Here is an 18,978-nt window from a genome sequence, read left to right on the forward strand (position 1 = left end):
CAACAATTTCAGGGCTGGAGCAAGTCTAAGAAGGTCGAATGCTGACGAAAACTGACTTGTTGGCAGGTTTATATTGCGTCAGACGCAATCGATGCGCTTTTACGGATCAAACCTGCCACACGCCTTCAATGTCTGACGCAACCACCGGTGCGCCGGGTCGTTGTCAAACCGCGGGTGCCAGGCCTGCATCACATTGACCTTTTCCAACGGCACCGGGATCTCGAACGAGCGCAAGGGCAACTTCAAGCGCTGCACACTGTTGAGGATGTTGGCCGGTATCGGCAGGATCAGGTCCGAATCCGGCAACGAGAACATCGCCGAATGGAAGCTGGTAGTGATCAGCGCCACCCGCCGTTCCACCTTGTGGTGGGCCAACGCCACATCGATCGGCCCATTGGCCCGGCCCCGGCGCGATACGCTGATTTGCGGATAGGCGGCGAAACGCTCAGGGGTAATCTCGGCATCGAAGATCGGGTGCCCTACCCGGGCCAGGCCTACGAAGTAAGTGTTGAACAGGCGCTGTACCTTCATCTCCGGGCCCAGCTCGATGGCCGAGCTGATGATCAAGTCGATCTGCCCGTTGCGCAGCACCGCATCATCGTCACCACTGCCCTCGGGCACGAAACGCAGCACCGTGCGCGGCGCCTGGGCCAGCATCATGCGCAGCAGCTGGGCGCCGTACAGGGCGATGAACAGATCGTTGGTGCGGATATTGAAAGCACGGTCCAGGTTCACCAGGTCGACATCGTCACGGCTGCGGAATACCTGCCCGGCTTGCTCCACCAGCCCATGCACCTGCTCGCGCAGGGCCAGCGCACGGGGTGTCGGCACCAGGCCACGGCCGGCGCGCACCAGAATCGGGTCGCCCAGGGCATCGCGGATGCGCCCCAGGGTCCGGCTCATGGCGGCAGGGCTCAGGTTCATGCGCTGTGCCGCGCCGACTACGCTGCCTTCATCGAGCAGGACGTCGAGGGCGACGAGCAGGTTCATGTCCGGGAGTTGCATGGCCGATTTCCGTGGCGATTGTGGGATAGGCGATGGTAGCAGGTTGGTTGATTGCGTCAGACGCAATAAGGTCGTGCGTGGTGGGGCATTTATTCCGGGCTTGGGATGGGCCATAAGTGATGCAGTGACTGTACCGGCCTCTTCGCGGGGCAAGCCCGCTCCCACAGGTACCCCACAATGCCCGAGGTTTGTGCGGTACCTGTGGGAGCGGGCTTGCCCCGCGAAGAGGCCGGCAAAGCCAGTACATCATTTAGCTTCGACAAGGATTCCCATGCCCACCCCGGTCCTCATCGCCATCGACGCCTCTCCCGCATCCGCTGCCTTGCTCACCCTCGCCCGCCGCTACTGTCGCCCCGATGAACACGAACTGCATGTGCTGCTGGCCATCGACAGCACCTTCACCGTGCACGAAAAACCCGCGCCCTACACCGCCGAGGAACGGGAGGAATACCCCGCCGCCTGCGAAGAACAACACCTGGGCGAAAGCGCCGTGGCGGACGCCGTGCGTGTGTTGCAGGAGGCCGGTTTCACCAGCCAGGGCTGCATGGTGGCCGGGCAGCCGGTCGAGGCCATCGTGGCGAAGGCGCAGGCATTGAACTGCGAATTGATCATCATGGGCCATCGTCACCTGTCACGGTTGGGGCGGTTGCTGGACCCGTCGATCAGCGCGAAGGTGATTGATCAGGTTGCGGTGCCGGTGTTGGTGGGGGCTGCGGGTTAAAGAGCGTTTGGGCCACCCGGTGTTCGCCATGACATTTGTAGCGCTTATCAAATCGAGCGCCGCCCGCGCGACGCTCGATCTCATAGGCGCTGGAAACGTTGTGCCGAACTCACCCCTCACTAGGCTTCACCACCACCGTACACGTCGTCCCCGCCGCCAACAAAAACCCTTCCGGCACTTCATCGATGTGAATCCGCACCGGCACCCGCTGCGCCAGACGCACCCAGTTGAACGTCGGGTTCACATCGGCGATCAGCTCGCGGCTTTGCGGGTTGTCGCGGTCGTAGATGCCGCGGGCGATGCTCTCCACGTGGCCTTTGATGCGCTCGCCGCTCATCATCTGCAACTCGGCCTGATCACCGACCTTCACGTGCGGCAGCTTGGTCTCTTCGAAGAAGCCATACACCCAGAACGAGTTCTCGTCGACTACCGCCATCACCGCCTCACCGGTGCGCGCATAGTCGCCCCTGTGGATGTTCAGGTTGGTCACGTAACCGTCCACCGTGGCCACGATATGCGTGCGCTTGAGGTTCAGTTCGGCTGCCGCCAGCTCGGCCAGGGCCTGTTGATAATCTGCCTGGGCCGAATTGGCGATGTTGCTGGCGTCGTCGCGGTTTTCCTTGGAGATCACCAGGTTGTCCATGTCGGCCCGGCGCTTGGCGTTGACCTTGCGCATTTCCCAGGTGGCCTTGCGCGAGGCAACCAGCGCCTTGGCCTGATCGACGGCCAGCTGGTAGTGCTCAGGGTCGATCTGGATCAACAAGTCACCCTTCTTCACCTGCTGGTTGTCCTTGACCGGCACATTTACCACATAGCCCGGCACGTCGGCGGCGACGTTGATGATGTCGGCACGCACGCGACCGTCGCGGGTCCACGGCGTGGTCATGTAGTGCAGCCACAACTGGCGGCCGATCGCCACGGCGGCAACCAGCACCAGCAGGGTGGCGATCAGGCTGAAGAACTTTTTCATCGAAGGTTTCTCACCAGTAGACAGACAGCGCCAGGGCGCCGAAAAGGCAAACGAACAGGCTCAGGCGCAGCAGCGCCGGGTGCCAGAAGAAGCGGTAGCCGTCATGGCTGGCGATGAAGCGGTCCAGGCCCCAGGCCAGGCCCAGGGCGAACAGGAACATCAAGGTCATGGTGGGCATGTACACGCCATGGAAGGCGATTTCACGGGGCATGGTGCAATCCTTTCGCCGGTGCCAGCGGCGACTGTGGGTCCAGCAGGGATGAACGGATGAAGTGCAGGTAGCTTTGCGCCCGGCGCAGCACCGAGGTGTCGAAGTGCCGGGCGAAGGGTTCGTCGGTGGCCTGCACGCGGCTGATGGCGTGGTCCACCGCCACCAGGGCGCGCTCGTGGTTACTGGCGCTGGGCTGCAGGAACAAACGCGCCAACGCCCGGCCCATGACGCGGATGGCCTGACGCCACGGCTGCGACTCGGCATACGCCGGGTGGATCGGGGCGCGGGCCTGCTCCTTGCGCAGCTCGATGATGGCGTGGCCGACCTCCAGCACCGTGAACATCCAGCCCATCAACTCGCTCTGCACCTGCGGCTTGCCGGCAGCCAGGCCATAGGCCTGGTGCAGCAGGTCGCGGGTGCGGCTTTCGAAGGCCGAGCCCAGGCCGCGCAGGCGGCCGCTGATGGCGAACAGCACCTGCTCACGCAGTTCCTGCTCCAGCCGGCTCCACAGCCAGCGGCTGTTGGGCGGCAAAATGATCGCCCCGGCCGCCGCACAGACGAACATGCCGATGACCATGCCGATGTAATCGTTGATGAAGGTGTAGGGGTCGTACACGGTCAGGTTGTTGGGCACCGAACCGATGGCGAAGAACACCAGCAAACCAATGCCATAACCGGCGTACGCTGGCCGCGATGACAGGAATGCCCCCAGCACGAAGACCGGCGCCAGAACCATGCACAGCAGCGGGAAACCATCGATCCAGGGGAACACGAAGAAGGTCTCGAAGAACCCGACGAAGGCCCCGATCGCCGTGCCGCAGGCCATCTGGAACGACATGCGCTTGGGGTTTGGCGACGCGGCCGACAGCCCCACGGTGACCGTGGCGATCAGCGTCATCATGCCGCCGCTGGGCCAGTCGCTGAGCAACCAGTAGCTGCCCAGCAGCAACAGCACTGCCGAGGCGCGCACACCGGCAGCCAGCGACACCAACCAACTGGTCTGCGCCACATAGGGCTCGTCCCACTGCTCGCGCTCGTGCTTGTGCGCGGCCAGCGAGGCGTGGGTTTCGGCATAGCTGTACATCTCGTCGACGAAGCGGTAGAGCAGCTCGAAGGCGGTGTGGAAGTCGAGCAGGTCGGACTCACTGGGGTTGGTCGCCTGGTACTCGGTGCGCAGCCCACGCACCTGGGCTTGCAGGCCCTCTTTGTAAGCGGCCAGCTCCAGCGTCAGGCGCAGCGCGTCAGAGTCGGTCAACGCACGCCCCACGTAGGGCTGAAGCAATTCAACCAAGGTATCCAGGCCCGGCTCAATGGCGCTGACGATCTGCAACGGCCCCCGTGCGCGCAGGCGTTCGAGCAACCGGTGCAGGGCATTGAAGCGCGTGGTGATGGCCATGAATTCGCTGTTCATGCGCACCAGGCGGCCAGAGCGCCGGCGCATGTGCGGGTCTTCGAAAGCGGTGACGTTACGCAGGCTTTCCAGGCCCACGGCCTCGGCAATGAAGCGCACGTTGCTGGTTTCGAAGCGGTCGCGCTGGCTGTCACCGCGCAGGGCTTCGACCACCACCCCGGCGAACACGCCAAAGCGCTGGTACAGGGCGTTGCGCATGGCAGCGCTGGCCGACTGCGGCAGGATCGCGGCGCTGACGAAGGTCGAGACAAGAATCCCCAGGGCGATTTCCAGCACCCGCCACACGGCAGCCATAAAGGCCTGGTCGGGGTGCTCCAGCACCGGCAAGCCGATCATCGCCGCGGTGTAGCCGGCCAGCACGAAGCCATAGGCACGGAAGGTGCGGTAGCGCATCGCGCCCGCCGAACACAGGCCGACCCACAGGGCCAGGCTGGGCAGAAACAGCTCGGTGTTCTGCGGGAAGATAGCGATCAGCGCGACCATCATGGCCGAACCTGCCAGGGTGCCGAGGACCCGGTAGAAGCTCTTGGCGAACACGTGCCCGCTTTGCGGCTGCATGACGATGAACACAGTGATCATCGCCGTGCGTGGCTGTGGCAGCTCCAGGCGCATGGCCAGCCACAGGGTGATGAAGGCGGCGGCCAGCACCTTGAAGATGTACACCCAGGTCACGCCATCGGTGCGCGCCCAGGCAAAGAAGCCCCGGCGCCACTCCAGGCTCTGCAGCCAGCGCACGGGCAGACTAGAGGTGCTCATTTGGCGTTATCCGGCTTCTTGTCGAAAATGGCCAGGGTGGCCGGGGTTTTCGGTGCAACCTGGCGCTCCTGCTGCGGCACGTCCTTGCCTGCTTGCAGGCCGCCCCCGAGGGCGGTGACCAGTTCGGCATGGGCGACCAGGCGGGCGGCCTGCACCTGCTGTTGCACCTGCTGCTGACGGAACAGCAAGGTCTGCGCATTGAGCACGTTGAGATAGTCGGTCAGGCCCCGCTGGAAGGCGACCATGGCGATGTCGTAGGTCTTCTGCGCGGCAGCGACCGATTCGGCAGCGAAGTGCGATTGTTCTTTCATCGACTCGCGGCGGATCAGCTGGTCGGAGATGTTCTTCAACGCACCGACCACGGTCTGGTTGTAGCGCGCCACGGCCATGTCATACCCCGCCGACGCGACGCCCAGCTGCGAACGCAGGCGGCCGCCGTCGAAGATCGGCAGGCTGATGGCCGGGCCGACGTTGTAGTTGAACTTGCGACCGGTGAGAAACTCCAGCGGGCCGCCGCCGGTGGCCATGAAACCGAGGCTGCCGACCAAGTCGACATTGGGGAAGAAACCGGCATGGGCGACGTCAATACCGCGGGCTTGCGCGGCCACCTGCCAACGGCTGGCCACCACGTCCGGGCGCTGGCCGACCAGCTCGGCAGGCAGTGCCGAGGGCAGTTTCAGCGGGGCGCCGAGGGTCAGGGTCGGGCGCTCGATCTGCGCGCCCTCCCCCGGCCCTTTGCCGGCCAACGCAGCAAGCTGGTTGCGGGTCAGGGCGATCTCTTCATTGAGGCTGTCCAGCTGGCGATGGGTTTCGGGCAGCGGCGCTTCGGCCTGGCTGACTTCGAAATGGGTACCAATGCCCGCATCCAGCCGGCGCCTGGCCAGTGCCAGGATCTGCTCTTGCTGCTCAAGCTCAGCCTTGACGATATCGCGTTGGGCAAAATGCAGGCTCAACTGGATGTAGGCACGCACCACGTTGTTCTGCAGCTCAAGCTGCGCCTGGCGGGCCTCGGCCACGCTCATGTGCGCCTGGTCCACGGCCTGCTCACTGGCATTGCGCTCGCGGCCCCAGAGGTCGAGGGCATAGCTGAAGCCAAAGGCGGCGTTGTTGTCCCAGGTGTTGGCGCCCGACAGCGCGCCTGGGCCGTAGAACTGGTCTTCAGGCCAATTGTGGCGCTTGAGTGATGCCTGGCCGTTGACCTGCAGCTTTTCCGCCGACTCGACCACACCGGCCATGGCCTTGGCCTCGCGCACCCGCGCCAGGGCCATGGCCAGGTTCGGGCTGCCCTCGACGGCCAGCGCGATCCAGCGGTTCAGCTGCGGGTCGCGATAGGCCTGCCACCACTGCTGGTCGGGCCAGTGGGCGTCGGTGGCGGCTTCGCGTATCGCCGCATCGGTGGTCAGGGTATTGGCTTGCAAGGTCTTGCTTTGCGGGGCGATACCCCAGGTTCCGATACAGCCGCTCAAGGTGAGGGTTAGGGCACAGGCACTGAACACTTGAAGCGTTCTGATGATGCGACGCGGCACAGCTGCGATTTCCCGAGGAAGAGGTGGAGGGGCCGAGCAATTCTAGGGGGCGGCAGGACTGGCGATAAGCGCATATTCCTGCGAATCTTTGTTACCAAAAGAGCGATAATCAGCCTTTGGTCGAAGGCATCTTTTAATAACTTCGTCGTTACTTCGTGACACAATTTTGTCCTCTACCTTGAGAGTGACCCATGGACACCCTGCAAAATATGCGTGCTTTCAGTTGCGTAGCCCAGCTTGGAAGCTTCACGGCTGCTGCGGCGCAACTGGATACGACCACCGCGAACGTGTCGCGGGCGGTCTCCAATCTGGAAGCCCATCTGCAAACTCGGCTGCTCAACCGTACTACCCGCCGCATTGCGCTGACCGAGGCCGGCAAGCGCTACCTGATGCGTTGCGAACAGATTCTTACCTACGTTGAAGAAGCCGAGGCCGAGGCCAGCGATGCCCATGCCCGTCCGGCCGGGCAGTTGAAGGTTCACTCCATGACCGGGGTTGGCCAGCACTTCGTGGTCGATGCCATTGCCCGCTACCGCGAATCGCACCCGGACGTGACCTTCGACCTGACCATGGCCAACCGCGTGCCAGACCTGCTCGACGAGGGCTACGACGTGTCCATCGTGTTGGCCACCGAGCTGCCGGATTCGGGCTTCGTGTCGCAGCGCCTGGGGATCACCTACAGCATCGTCTGCGCCTCGCCCGACTACATCGCGCGCAACGGCATCGCGCACAAGCCGGCCGACCTGCTCAAACACGCCTGCCTGCGCATGGTCAGCCCGGTGATCCCACTGGAGAAGTGGCTGTTCGATGGGCCGGAAGGCCAGGAAATGGTCAACATCACCAGCTCACCGTTCCAGGTGAACACCGCCGATGCCATGAAAACCGCAATCCGCAGTGGCATGGGCGTGGGCGTGCTGCCGATCTATTCGGCCATCGATGGCCTGCGTGACGGCAGCCTGGTGCGGGTGCTGCCCGAGTACCGGTTGCAGGAGCTGAACCTGTACGCCATCTACCCGTCGCGCCAGTACCTGGATGCCAAGATCAAGACCTGGGTCGAGTACCTGCGCAACTCGCTGCCAGAAATTCTCGCGGCCCATGAGGCGGACCTGAAAACCCATCAGGTGCAGATCGCCAACTGAGAAACATGCTGCATTGAGGGGAGGAGCAATGGTAGGTTGCTAACCATTGATCTGACTTCAGTCTGTACCGGCCTCTTCGCGGGCAAGCCCGCTCCCACAGGGTTTGCGCTAAGCCAAGAAGAGCCCGGTACAGGCCACCTCCACCGCCTTGCAGAGAAGTAGCCCGATGAAAAAGACCGTCCTGGCCTTCAGCCGTATCACCCCGGCCATGGCCGAGCGCCTGCAGCAAGACTTCAACGTGATCCTGCCGAACCCCAAGCTCGGCGACATCAACGCTCAGTTCAACGAAGCCCTGCCCGAAGCCCACGGCCTGATCGGCGTCGGGCGCAAGCTTGGCCGTACACAGCTCGAAGGCGCGGCCAAGCTTGAAGTGGTCTCCAGCGTCTCGGTCGGCTACGACAACTATGACGTCGACTACTTCAATGAGCGCGGCATCGCCCTGACCAACACCCCCGACGTACTGACCGAAAGCACCGCAGACCTTGGCTTCTCGCTGATCATGGGCTGCGCTCGCCGCACGGCCGAGCTGGACGCCTGGACCAAGGCCGGCCAGTGGCAGGCCACCGTCGGCCCGGCGCACTTCGGCAGCGATGTGCACGGCAAGACCCTGGGTATCGTCGGCATGGGTAACATCGGCGCGGCCATTGCCCGTCGCGGCCGGTTCGGCTTCAACATGCCGGTCATCTATACCGGCAACAGCCGCAAGGCCGCGCTGGAGCAAGAGCTGGGCGCGCAGTTCCGCAGCCTGGAGCAATTGCTGGCCGAAGCCGATTTCGTCTGCATCGTGGTGCCGTTGTCCGACGCCACCCGCAAGCTGATCGGTGAGCGTGAGCTGAAGCTGATGAAGCCAAGCGCCTTCCTGATAAACATCGCCCGCGGCCCGGTGGTCGACGAAGCGGCGCTGATCGAAGCCCTGCAGAACGGCACGATTCGCGGTGCCGGCCTGGATGTGTACGAGAAAGAACCGCTGAGCGCGTCGCCGCTGTTCAAGCTACCCAACGCCCTGACCCTGCCGCACGTCGGCTCGGCCACCGCCGAAACCCGCGAGGCCATGGCCAACCGGGCGATGGACAACCTGCGCGCGGCGCTGTTGGGCGAGCGTCCGCGGGACCTGGTAAACCCGCAGGTGTGGAAGGGCTGATCATTCGCCCTAGCGAGCCAGCACCACTGTCGGCTTGACCCTAGGCTTACGAAACACCAGCACGTTACCCGCCATGACCGCGACGAGCCCCAGTAAGGCTGGGGCCGTCCACTGGTACCCTTCGGCAAACGCCGACACATTCAACGCCACCAACGGGAACAGCACCGTGCAATAGGCCGCGCGCTCCGGGCCCATACGCCCGACCAGCGTCAGGTAGGCGGTGAAGCCGATCACTGAACCTGGGATTACCAGGTACATCAGCGACCCGATATAGCGGGTGTTCCATTCCATGGCGAAGGGAATGCCGCTGAACAGGCAATACACCGTCAACATCGCCGCGCCATAGACCATGCCCCAGGCATTGGTGGTCATGGGTTTGAGCCCGGCTTTCTGCTGCATGCTCGACAGCATGTTGCCGGCCGAGAAGCACAGCGTGCCGAGCAGGGCCAGGCCGAGGCCGTAAAGTGTTTCACGGCTGGCCGCATGGTGGCCGAGTTCTGGCCAGAACAGCAGGCCCAGGCCCAGCAGCCCCAATGCCCCGCCACCCAGCACGTTGGCGGCGATCTTCTGGCCGAAGAACACCCGAGCGTTGAGTGCGTTCCACAGGGTTGCGGTGGAGAACACCACGGCGATCAGGCCGCTGGCGATCCACTGGCTGGCAGTGAGAAAGCACATGAAATTGACGCAGAATAGGCATAGGCCCTGGGCCAGGCAGATCAGGTGGCCGCGGCGGTTCATCGGTTGCAGGCGGCGGGTGAGCAACAGGATGGCGAACAGGATCAAGCCGGCCAGGGCAAAGCGGTAGACGATCGAGACCGGGATGGCGACTACGCCCAGCTGCAGTTTCAGGGCGATCCAGGTGGTGCCCCAGATCAGGACGGTGAGCAGGTACAGGGACAGGTTCATGGCGGTGATTCCTTGGGCCTTTCAAAATCGGTGCCCGGCGCTTCGCGGGGCAAGCCCGCTCCCACAAGTTACCGAGCAGTCTTCGGATTCTGTGGGAGCGGGCTTGTCCCGCGAATCGAGGGCGCAGCCCTCGCCAGGGCCACCAGTGTTCCCCCAGGCCACTGCCCTGCGCTTGCACAAACTTGCGCTTTTCCATCTCCGCTAGCTGTCACCACCGCACAAGCGCAGTACGATGGCCCCAGAGGAATCGCCCATGACCCCACTCTCCCAGTTGCAAGTCTTCAACGCCATGCACGCCTCGCCCCACGCCCGTCTGGAGCTGAGCGCGCACCTGGGCGATGGCTTGGCTGCGGCGCTGTGGCACAACCGCGACGATGTCCGCGACTACCAGGCGCCAAGCCATCACACGCTGTCGTGCTACATCGCCGACGGCACCGGCACTTTTCGCCGCCAGCGCCCGGCCGACAAGGGTGCGCCGAACAAGCTGTGCATCATGCCGGCAGGCCATGAGTCGAACTGGGTGGTCAATGGCGCGATCCGCCTGGCGCACCTGTACATCAGCGAGGCGCAGTTCGCCCTCGGCTGCGTCCGCCTGCTTGACCGCGAACCACGAGAATTGCAGCTACAGGAGGCGACCTTTCTCGACGACCCACAACAGTCGGCGCGCTTTCGCCAGTTGATCAGCCTGGCCTGGGAGGAGCCCGGCGAGCGCCTGTTGGCCAGCAGCCTGGCACATGAAATCGTCGACCACGCGGTGCTCAGCCAGGTTGGGCTACGTCAGGGATTGCGCTTGAAAGGCGGGTTGGCGCCGAATCTGCGTCGGCAGTTGGTGGAGTACATCGAGGCGCACCTGGACCAGCCCATCACCCTCGGCGAACTGGCCGTGCGCTGCAACCTCTCCGAGTACCACTTCGCGCGCATGTTCCGCACAAGCTTTGGCCTGCCGCCGCACCAATACCTGCTGGCTCGGCGGCTGCACCGCGCTTGCCAGCTGCTGCGTCTCGGTCAGCTTGCGCTGGGAGAGGTTGCGTTGCTGTGCGGGTTTGCCAGTGCCAGCCATTTCAGCAACCGGTTTCGCCAGGCGCTCGGCGCGACGCCTGGCGACTATCGCGCAGCCTTCAACAGTTGATTGGGGCCGCTTTGCGGCCCTTCGCGGGCAAGCCCGCTCCCACAGAAAAAGTGCAGCCCTGAAGAGCGACACCGTACCTGTGGGAGCGGGCTTGCCCGCGAAGGGCTGCAAAGCAGCCCCACTACCTCAGAACTCGAAGGTGCTGGAAAGGCTCACCTGCCGCGCATCGCCAACCGCGACAAAGTACTGGTTCACCGCCGAGCTGTAGTAAACCTTGTCGAACAGGTTCTTCACGTTCAACTGCAGGCGCACGTTGTGTTCGTCGAGCTTGGTCTCGTAAGTGGCAAAGGCATCGGCGACGGTATAGCTGGGCAAATCGAAAGTGTTGGTCGAGTTGCCCGAACGCTCGCCCACATAACGGGCCCCAGCACCAAAGCGCAGCCGGTCGCCTCCGAACAAACTGCCAAAGTCATACACCGCCGACAGCGAGCCACTGTGCTTGGCCACGTTCTGCAGGCGGTTGCCCTCAAGGTCCGGGTCTTTGGTGACCTTGGCATCGGTAAAGGCATAGCTGCCGATCAGGCTCCAGCGCTCGCTGAGCTGCCCGGTCAGGTCAAGCTCCACACCCCGTGAATTGACCTCGCCCGCGTTGCTATACACCGTCTCGCCAGTCCCACTGTCGAAATTGGCGACCAACACATTGCGCTTGGTGATGTCGAACAGCGCCAGGGTACCGGTCAGGCTGCCCGGCATGTCCAACTTGGCGCCCAGCTCCCACGACTTGCCCTCCTCTGGCGCCACCGAGGCGTCCAGCACCACACCACCGGTCAGCGGCGCAATGCTGGAGTTGGGCTTGAACGACTCGCTGTAGCTGCCATAGAACGAAAGCTGCTCATCGACTTTGTAGACAATACCGGCATGCGGCACCCAGGCCTGGCCGCTGGTGTCGGTATTGGCCTTGAACGGGCGCCCGCGGCCTGCGTACTGGTCGAACTGCTGAAAGCGCGCACCTGCCACCAGAATCCAGTGCTCGTCCAGGTGCAGGGCATCCTGCACGAACAGCGCGTCGGTGCGCAGCTTGTCGGTCTGGTCGCTGTCGCTGGCGCGCACGCTGCTGCCCTCCACTTCCTGGCCGTAGACCGGGTTCACATAGCTGAAGCTGGACTGCGCGGTCTGGCGAATCAGGTCGCCACGAAACACCTTGCGGTCTTCGTGATCGAGGCCGAACAACAGGTCATGCTGCAGGCCGCCCACCTGCACATTGCCCGTCAGGCTCAGGGTGGCGAACTGGTCGCGGCTCATGGCGTTGTGCGTGCCGTCGATGCTGCGCGTCAGCGTGCCCTTGGCTTCGTTGACGCCGGTTATACGGACTTGGCTGGCGTCGTAGGTCTCGCGGTTGAAGCTGTAACCAAAATGCAGCTTCCAGTCGTCGGCCAACTGGTGATCGACCTCCAGGCGGTACAGGTCGGAGCGCCCTTGCATGTCGTTGAACGGCTCGTCCAGGCGACGCGTGGCCGGAATGTCCAACGGGTGGCCATTGCTGCCAAATGCCGTGCCACGGTCGAACGGGTAAAGAAACTCGCGGTGCTCGTACGCCACCACCACCTGGGTGGCCTCACCCAGCCAGGCCAGCGACGGCGCCACCAGCGATTCGCGGTGCACGCCGAAGTTGCGCCAGTAATCCTCATCCTCGTGATCGACGATCAGGCGGTAGGCGAAGTTGCTGTCGCCGAGTGCGCCGGTGCTGTCGAAACCACCACCGCTGCCATGCTTGCCGCTGCCGTAGGTCGAGCCACGCACCGTCAGTGCGTTGTACTGCTGCAGTTGTGGGCGCTTGCTGACCACGTTGATGACCCCGCCTGGGTCCTGGATGCCATACAGCAACGAGGCCGGGCCTTTGAGCACTTCGACGCGCTCGGTGCTGGCATTCAGGCTACGGCCCTGCACGATGGGCATGCCATCACGCATGATCGAGCCGTCGCGGTTGTCACCAAAGCCGCGCTTCATCACGGTGTCGGAGGTGCCGCCAAAGTTGTTGCCCTGGGTGATGCCGCTGACGTTGGTCAAGGCGTCATCGAGGTTGCGTGGGGCCTGGTCGCGAATGACCTGTGCCGGGACCACGTTGATGGCCTGGGGGATGTCCTGGTTCGGGCCCTGGCCGCGCATGATCGAGGCGGTGGCCGGGGGCTGGTAGCTGTAGACGTCCATCTGCGAGGTCACGGTGGTGGCCTGCAGGTTCAGTGCCCCTTCGTTGTTCATGGTTTCGAGGGTCAGGGTGCGTGCATCGACGCGGCGCCAGGTCAGGCCGGACGTGCCCAGCAATTGCTGCAGCGCCTGCTCTGCGCTGAAGGTGCCGTTGAGGGCGGGTGCTTGCAGGCCTGGAAGCTCAAGGGTGTAGACCACGCTCTGGCCGGTAGCGCGGCTGAAGGCATTGAGCGCCTGGGCCAGAGGCTGGCTCGGCTGGGCGAAGGTGTATGCCTGCACATGCTCGGCGGCCACGGCCAGCGGTGCGATGGCGATGACCGGTAACAGTGAAAGACCGAGCCAGAGGTGGACGCAACGCGGGGTGAACTTCATGGACGCTGACCTGTAAGTGGGTGTCGATTGCGAATTAATCGCACTTCCACTCATTACACGGATGCCACGTCCTGTTACCTCATCCGTTATTTCAAATTTTTTACCTGGGCCGGCCTCTTCGCGGGCAAGCCCGCTCCCACAGGTTCTGGCACAGGTGTCTAGCGGATAATCGTCAAACGCCCCAATACGGTCTGGCGGGAAAAGCCCATCACGTTGCCGAGTGAGTCGAGTGCTGCCAAAGGCGCTTGCACCGGGAAACTGCCACTGACCTTACGCTGCCCCAACTCACCGTCGAGCAGCACAATGCGCCCCGGATAGTAGCGCCCGAGGTCCTCGACCACCTGCGCCAACGGCACCTGGTAGTAATTCAACCATCCCTGGCGCCAGGCCAGACGGCTCTCGCTGTCCACGCTCAAGGGGGTACCCGCTCGGCCGTCAAGGTAAGCCAGCTGCTGATTGGCCGTCAGTTCACGGGCAACCTCGCCTGGCTCGGGCTGCACCGCAACCCGCCCACTGCGCACCGTCACCTGCGCGCCGTCACCCTGTTCTCGCACCTCGAACTGGGTCCCCAGCACCCGCACTTCACCGCCTGCGGCGGCTACCAGAAACGGCTCGCCGGTGTGGGTGACCTGGAAGAACGCCGCCCCGCGCAGCAGCCGCACACGGCGCTCGCCATGGGCAAAGTCGACTGCAATGGCACTGCCCGCATCCAACGTCACCTGCGATTGGTCCGGCAGGGTCACCTGGCGGACTTGCCCCGTGCTGCTGTAGTCGGCCTGCAAGTCCTGCAGCCAGAAGCCAGGGTGCCAACCGCCTGCAGTGCCGACCGCCAGCACCAGGCAGGCTGCCGCCGCGAAGGCCACGGCCCGGTACCGCCAGCGGCCTCGGGCAGGTGCCTTGGCCATGGCATCCAGATACGGTTGCAGGCCTTCGCGCGCTTCATCGGCCAGCCGCGCCGCTGGCACCGCGCTCATCTGCCACAGCGCCTGAGCCTGTGCGTACGCCTCACGATGCCCCGGGTCGGCCAGCAACCAACGCTTGAACGCCACGCCATGGGCTTGCTCAGGCTGCTCGTTAATGCGGCTCAGCCACTGCAGCGCCGCCTGTGACTGCGCGGCAGTGATCGGATTCGGACGGCTCATCGACGGGCGCTCCCAGGCCTGCGCAGGGTGGATGCGGGCTCGGCGATACTCGCCTTGCACGCTTCGAGGGCGCGCATCATATGCTTTTCAACGGCGCTCTGGGACAGTTGCATGGCCGTGGCGATCTCGCTGTACTTGCAACCGTGGATGCGGTTGAGCAGAAAGATCTGCCGCGTACGTTCGGGCAAGGCACGCAATGCAGCCTCGATGCGCTGCAGGTCGTGATCGATTTCCAGGGCTTGATCAGGCTCCGGGACGCTGGACTGCTCATCCACGGCCTGCGTGGCTTCAGCCACCCGCCCACGGCTGCCTTCGCTGCGCAGGTGGTCGATGGCAAGGTTGCCGGCGCAGCGCAGCAGGTAGGTGTCCAGTGCTTCGACCTTGACCTCGGGGCGGCGCCAGAACCGCAGGAACAACTCCTGGACCAGGTCCGATGCCGTCGCCCGACAGCCGACCCGGCGGCTCACCAGTGCCTCCATGCACGCCCGCTGCGCCAGGAACACCTGGACGAAACGCGCGCGCCCGCTGGCGCTGTCGGCGTCAGGTTCGAGCATGTCTGCCGGCTCGCTCAAGCGCTCACACAGCCAGCACGGCCAGCAGCGGGCCAAGCACCAGGCTGGCGGCGGCCAGGCCCAGCAACAGACGCGGCTGGTACGGCAGGCCGAACACCCAGAGGGTCACCCCCGCCATCAACACCGCGATCCACTCGACCAGGCCATGGGCCCAGCCCCGCAGGTGCACGCTGAGCACCAGCGACAGCAGCAACAGCAGCCAGCCACCGACGCGCAGCAAACGCACCTGTTGCGGGCGCGGCTTGCGGCCCAGCAGCTCGCTGAAGTGCTTTTCCATGGCCAGGCACAGGGCCACGAAGCCGGCGAAGCCGATCAGTGCAATCCCCAGCATCAGCCCACCTCGACCACGTCAGTAACCGGTTTTTTTGCCCCGCGCGAAGCGCGCTTGGCCACAGGCTTAGGGGCGCGCAACATCTTGCGGGCCGCCCAGGCCAGGAACAGGCCGGTAGCCAGCGCCGTGAGGTCGAACCCCGCCATGGCCCAGTCACCAACCTGCAACGACTGATCGAGGCCTTGGCCGGTGGTCAGGCCATTGACCAGCGGCAGCAAGGCAAAGGCCAGCGCGCCCAGCGCCAGTTGCTCGCCCCAGGCGCGGCGGCCGGATCGCAGCACGGCATGCACCAGCGACAGTGCCCAAACCAGGAAGAACGTGTTGACCTCCCAGTCGGCGCGGCCTTCCAGCGCTGCGGGGACCAGCCGATTGGCCCAGAAGAACCCCGCCACCGCCAGCAGCAGGCCACTCATGCTGGCAATGTTGAGCACCTCGACCAGGCGCAATTCGCCCGGCATGTGCGCACTCTTGGCATGCTTGAGCTGACGCTTGCCCAGCCACATCACCAAGCCTGTGCCGATCACTGCAGTACCGGCCACACCGAAGAAGAAGTACAGCCAACGCAGCCAGGGGCCAGCGAAGTTGCCCATGTGCAGGCCGGCGAAGCTGAAGGCCGTCATCATCGCGCCGGTCTCTGGCGCACCTTGGCTCAACAACGCACCGCTGACACCGTCGAAGGTCCAGTTGGCGCTGCGCCTGTAGGCGACGTTGTCGGCGGAGGCCTGGGTGAAGGTGACCCGCGCATTGCCGTCACCGGGGTTCTGCAGCTGGATGTAACCGATGCGCGCACCCGGCACCTGTTCCTGAACCTTGGCGTACAGCGTCGGCAAGGGCACCAGCGGCATCACGACGTTGGCAGCCTTGGGCGCATCGTCACGGCCGAACAGCTCATTGAAGTACTCGCCGCTGTTGCCGCCATAACTGGCCATGATGCCGGCAGGCATCACCATGTACATGAACAGCACCAGGCTGCTGTAGCTGATCATCAGGTGGAACGGCAGCACCAGCACGCCAATCGCGTTGTGCCCGTCCAGCCAGGAGCGCTGGCCTTTGCCTGGGCGGAAGGTGAAGAACTCCTTGAAGATCTTCTTGTGGGTGATGATCCCGGTAACCAGGCCCACCAGCATGATGAAGGCGCAGAACGTCGACAGCCAGCGGCCGAACGGGTGCGGCATTTCGAGTTGGAAGTGGAAGCGGTAGAAGAACTCGCCACCCCGGCTGTCGCGGGCCTCGACCGGCTGGCCGGTCTGCGCGTCGAGGCGCTTGCTGACAAAACCGCGCCGCCCGGCCTCAGGGTCGCGCCAGCCTACGTTCAGCGCAGCCTCGCGCTCATTGGGCAAGCGGATCATCCAACTGCTGGCGTGCGCGGCGTTGGCCTCCAGGTAGCGCTGGGCCAGGCCCAGGCTGTTCACCGGGTCGAGCGCATGGCTGCGCACTTCGGGTTGGGTCCAGTGATTGATCTCTTCCTTGAAGTACGACAGCGTGCCGGTGAGGAAGATGGCGAACAGCAGCCAGCCGAAGATCAGCCCGGTCCAGGTGTGCAACCAGGCCATGGCCTGGCGGAAGCCTTCTTTCATGGGTTCTTCATCCAATGGGCAAAACCGCTGACCACACCCAGCACCAGGCTCGGCCCCAGCACGCCAAACCAGGCACGCCAGGCGCTGCGGCAGGCAAAGCACCAGATGAAGGCCAGCAGGTAGAAGACGAATGACAGCAGCAGGCCGGTGAGGGTCGCATCGACACGCGGCATAGGCGCCAGCAAAGCGATGCTGATACTGGCCATGGATGCCAGCAGATAACCGCCCAGCACGGCGGCCAGGCAACGTGAGGCCACGGCCAGTCGGTAGCTGAGCGGGAGACCGGCGGCTTTGCTCTTCATGGCGGAGGTCCGGGCGTTTTCGGGGCTGCAATAATAATGATTTCAATTCTCATATGCAAAGCCTTGCACTGCTGCGCCGCCCATCGCCGACACGCTGACGGTGAAGCCCTGGAGGATTGCCGTGAGCAGGGTCGATCACTACAATGCGAACAATTCTTACTTCCAGTCGCGCATTCAGGCGCCGGAGTACACGGTGTCCAGCGCCCTCTCTTCAACGGTCGAAGGCCTCTTTCACGCCCATCACAACTGGCTGACCGGCTGGTTGCGCCGCCGCCTGGGCTGCCCGCAGAGTGCCGCGGACCTGGCGCAGGACACCTACGTACGCTTGCTGCAGGCCCGCGAGACGCCGCAATTGATCGAACCACGGGCGTTCCTGGCCACTGTGGCCAAGCGGGTACTGTGCAACCACTTGCGCCGCCAGGAACTGGAGCGCGCCTACCTTGAGGCCTTGGCCCAGGTGCCGGAAGACGTGGCACCGAGCGAGGAACACAAAGCGATCATCTTCGAGACGCTGCTGGAGCTCGATCGCCTGCTTGATGGCCTGCCAGCGCTGGTCAAGCGCGCCTTCCTGCTGGCCCAGGTCGATGGCCTGGGCCAGGGCGAAATTGCGCGTGAGCTGGACGTGTCGCTGGCCACGGTCAAACGCTACCTGAACAAGGCGGCCATGCGCTGTTACTTCGCCCTGTGAATACCCAATTCTCGCCGCAGGTGGCCGAGCAGGCCGTGCACTGGTTGATCGAGTCCCAGGGTGATGATTTCGACCATGCCCAACAGCTGGCGCTGGATCACTGGTTACAGGCCGATCACGAGCACCAGCGTGCCTGGGCGCATATTCAACAGGTCAACCAACGGCTACGCGGTGTGGCCTCGCCGGTCGTGCACGCGACGTTGCAGGCGCCGCAATCTGCCGCCCGGCGACGGGCACTGAAGGTACTGCTGCTGGTGGGTGTGGCCAGTGCCACCGGGTTGGGGCTGCAGCAGCACAACCCTTTGCCGGGGCTGATGGCCGATTACCGCAGCCCGGTCGGCCAGCGTCGGCGGATGAACCTGGAAGACGGCAGCGTGCTGCAACTCAATACCCGCAGCGCCGCCGACGTGCGCTTCGATGGGCAACAGCGTGTGGTGCATCTGCGCGAAGGCGAGCTGGCGCTGGAGGTAGCCAAGGATGCGCGGCCGTTGCTGCTGCGCACCGGCGAAGGTGCGCTGCGCATGGACAGCGGACGCTTCAACGTACGCCAGTACGACGGGTTCAGTTTGGTATCAGTGTTCAGTGGTACCGCCAGCGTTTCTGGCCACGCCTTGCTGGCAGGGCAACAGGCTCGCTTGGCGGGCAACGGTTGGCGGGCGATCACAGCGCTGGAGCGCAATGCCGGGGCCTGGGTCGACGGCATGCTGGTAGCGTCACAGATGCGCCTGGGGGATTTTCTCGCCGAGCTCGGTCGCTACCGGCAGGGGCAACTGGGGTGCAGCGACCGGGTCGCCGACCTGCGGATTTCCGGGTCTTATCCGCTGGATGACAGTGAGCGGATCCTGCAGATGCTGGAGGTGGCGTTGCCGGTGCGGGTGCGGCGGTTTACCCGGTACTGGGTGACGGTCGATAGCCTGACGTGAGATTGCCGGGG

The 18,978-nt window shown here is 64.2% G+C and carries 18 protein-coding genes; 6 read left to right on the forward strand and 12 right to left on the reverse strand.

The window, feature by feature from the left end:
• Nucleotides 1–99: 99 nt before the first annotated feature.
• On the reverse strand, nt 100–1,005 hold the full coding sequence (locus tag ACSSU5_RS06410; protein ID WP_264311642.1) for a LysR family transcriptional regulator: 906 nt from the start codon (nt 1,003–1,005) through the stop codon (nt 100–102).
• Between the two features lie 271 nt (nt 1,006–1,276).
• On the opposite strand from ACSSU5_RS06410, the gene ACSSU5_RS06415 reads away from it, so the two are divergent.
• Entirely contained in the window at nt 1,277–1,726 is a 450-nt protein-coding gene (locus tag ACSSU5_RS06415; protein ID WP_492560824.1) for a universal stress protein, read from the forward strand.
• 109 nt (nt 1,727–1,835) lie between these two features.
• Here the strand turns inward: ACSSU5_RS06415 and ACSSU5_RS06420 are convergent, their stop codons facing one another.
• The 4 genes from ACSSU5_RS06420 to ACSSU5_RS06435 are packed head-to-tail and all read right to left on the reverse strand — an operon-like array spanning nt 1,836 to nt 6,600.
• A complete protein-coding gene (locus ACSSU5_RS06420; protein ID WP_264311640.1) occupies nt 1,836–2,696 on the reverse strand; it encodes an efflux RND transporter periplasmic adaptor subunit in 861 nt (286 codons plus the stop codon).
• A 10-nt stretch (nt 2,697–2,706) separates the two neighbouring features.
• A complete protein-coding gene (locus ACSSU5_RS06425) occupies nt 2,707–2,907 on the reverse strand; it encodes a DUF1656 domain-containing protein (protein ID WP_027595286.1) in 201 nt (66 codons plus the stop codon).
• On the reverse strand, nt 2,897–5,074 hold the full coding sequence (locus ACSSU5_RS06430; protein ID WP_264311639.1) for an FUSC family protein: 2,178 nt from the start codon (nt 5,072–5,074) through the stop codon (nt 2,897–2,899). Before ACSSU5_RS06430 ends, ACSSU5_RS06425 begins: the two co-directional genes overlap by 11 nt.
• On the reverse strand, nt 5,071–6,600 hold the full coding sequence (locus tag ACSSU5_RS06435; protein WP_492560825.1) for an efflux transporter outer membrane subunit: 1,530 nt from the start codon (nt 6,598–6,600) through the stop codon (nt 5,071–5,073). The genes ACSSU5_RS06430 and ACSSU5_RS06435 overlap by 4 nt, the downstream gene beginning before the upstream one ends.
• A gap of 191 nt (nt 6,601–6,791) precedes the next feature.
• Here ACSSU5_RS06435 and ACSSU5_RS06440 point away from each other — a divergent pair, with 191 nt between their 5' ends.
• On the forward strand, nt 6,792–7,739 hold the full coding sequence (locus ACSSU5_RS06440) for a LysR family transcriptional regulator (protein ID WP_264311637.1): 948 nt from the start codon (nt 6,792–6,794) through the stop codon (nt 7,737–7,739).
• A gap of 166 nt (nt 7,740–7,905) precedes the next feature.
• Nucleotides 7,906–8,880, forward strand: coding sequence for a 2-hydroxyacid dehydrogenase (locus ACSSU5_RS06445; protein WP_492560826.1), 975 nt, complete (start codon nt 7,906–7,908; stop codon nt 8,878–8,880).
• A 9-nt stretch (nt 8,881–8,889) separates the two neighbouring features.
• Here ACSSU5_RS06445 and ACSSU5_RS06450 read toward each other — a convergent pair whose 3' ends face one another.
• A complete protein-coding gene (locus ACSSU5_RS06450) occupies nt 8,890–9,786 on the reverse strand; it encodes a DMT family transporter (protein WP_492560827.1) in 897 nt (298 codons plus the stop codon).
• A gap of 253 nt (nt 9,787–10,039) precedes the next feature.
• On the opposite strand from ACSSU5_RS06450, the gene ACSSU5_RS06455 reads away from it, so the two are divergent.
• Nucleotides 10,040–10,915: a helix-turn-helix domain-containing protein gene (locus tag ACSSU5_RS06455; RefSeq protein WP_492560828.1), complete on the forward strand. Its 876-nt coding sequence runs from the start codon at nt 10,040–10,042 to the stop codon at nt 10,913–10,915.
• 126 nt (nt 10,916–11,041) lie between these two features.
• Here ACSSU5_RS06455 and ACSSU5_RS06460 read toward each other — a convergent pair whose 3' ends face one another.
• The 6 genes from ACSSU5_RS06460 to ACSSU5_RS06485 all read right to left on the reverse strand — a co-directional run bounded on the left by ACSSU5_RS06460 (nt 11,042) and on the right by ACSSU5_RS06485 (nt 17,356).
• Complete coding sequence (locus ACSSU5_RS06460) at nt 11,042–13,432, reverse strand: TonB-dependent siderophore receptor (RefSeq protein WP_492560829.1); 2,391 nt, start codon at nt 13,430–13,432, stop codon at nt 11,042–11,044.
• 158 nt (nt 13,433–13,590) lie between these two features.
• The gene (locus ACSSU5_RS06465) at nt 13,591–14,574 is read right to left on the reverse strand and encodes a FecR family protein (RefSeq protein WP_264311632.1); all 984 of its coding nucleotides are present in this window, start codon (nt 14,572–14,574) and stop codon (nt 13,591–13,593) included.
• Entirely contained in the window at nt 14,571–15,128 is a 558-nt protein-coding gene (locus ACSSU5_RS06470; RefSeq protein WP_492560830.1) for an RNA polymerase sigma factor, read from the reverse strand. Before ACSSU5_RS06470 ends, ACSSU5_RS06465 begins: the two co-directional genes overlap by 4 nt.
• 22 nt (nt 15,129–15,150) lie before the next feature.
• Entirely contained in the window at nt 15,151–15,477 is a 327-nt protein-coding gene (locus tag ACSSU5_RS06475) for a DUF3325 domain-containing protein (protein WP_264311630.1), read from the reverse strand.
• On the reverse strand, nt 15,477–17,054 hold the full coding sequence (locus ACSSU5_RS06480) for a PepSY-associated TM helix domain-containing protein (RefSeq protein WP_492560831.1): 1,578 nt from the start codon (nt 17,052–17,054) through the stop codon (nt 15,477–15,479). Before ACSSU5_RS06480 ends, ACSSU5_RS06475 begins: the two co-directional genes overlap by 1 nt.
• Nucleotides 17,051–17,356, reverse strand: coding sequence for a DUF3649 domain-containing protein (locus ACSSU5_RS06485; RefSeq protein WP_264311628.1), 306 nt, complete (start codon nt 17,354–17,356; stop codon nt 17,051–17,053). The genes ACSSU5_RS06480 and ACSSU5_RS06485 overlap by 4 nt, the downstream gene beginning before the upstream one ends.
• A gap of 193 nt (nt 17,357–17,549) precedes the next feature.
• On the opposite strand from ACSSU5_RS06485, the gene ACSSU5_RS06490 reads away from it, so the two are divergent.
• Together ACSSU5_RS06490 and ACSSU5_RS06495 are read left to right on the forward strand one after the other, a co-directional pair.
• Nucleotides 17,550–18,044 carry a sigma-70 family RNA polymerase sigma factor gene (locus tag ACSSU5_RS06490; protein ID WP_264313866.1) on the forward strand — a complete coding sequence of 165 codons (495 nt, stop codon included), beginning with the start codon at nt 17,550–17,552 and terminating at the stop codon, nt 18,042–18,044.
• Nucleotides 18,041–18,967: a FecR domain-containing protein gene (locus ACSSU5_RS06495; protein ID WP_264311627.1), complete on the forward strand. Its 927-nt coding sequence runs from the start codon at nt 18,041–18,043 to the stop codon at nt 18,965–18,967. Before ACSSU5_RS06490 ends, ACSSU5_RS06495 begins: the two co-directional genes overlap by 4 nt.
• Nucleotides 18,968–18,978 lie beyond the last annotated feature (11 nt).

The sequence above is a fragment of the Pseudomonas sp. E1MeOHC2 genome, assembly GCF_058745025.1.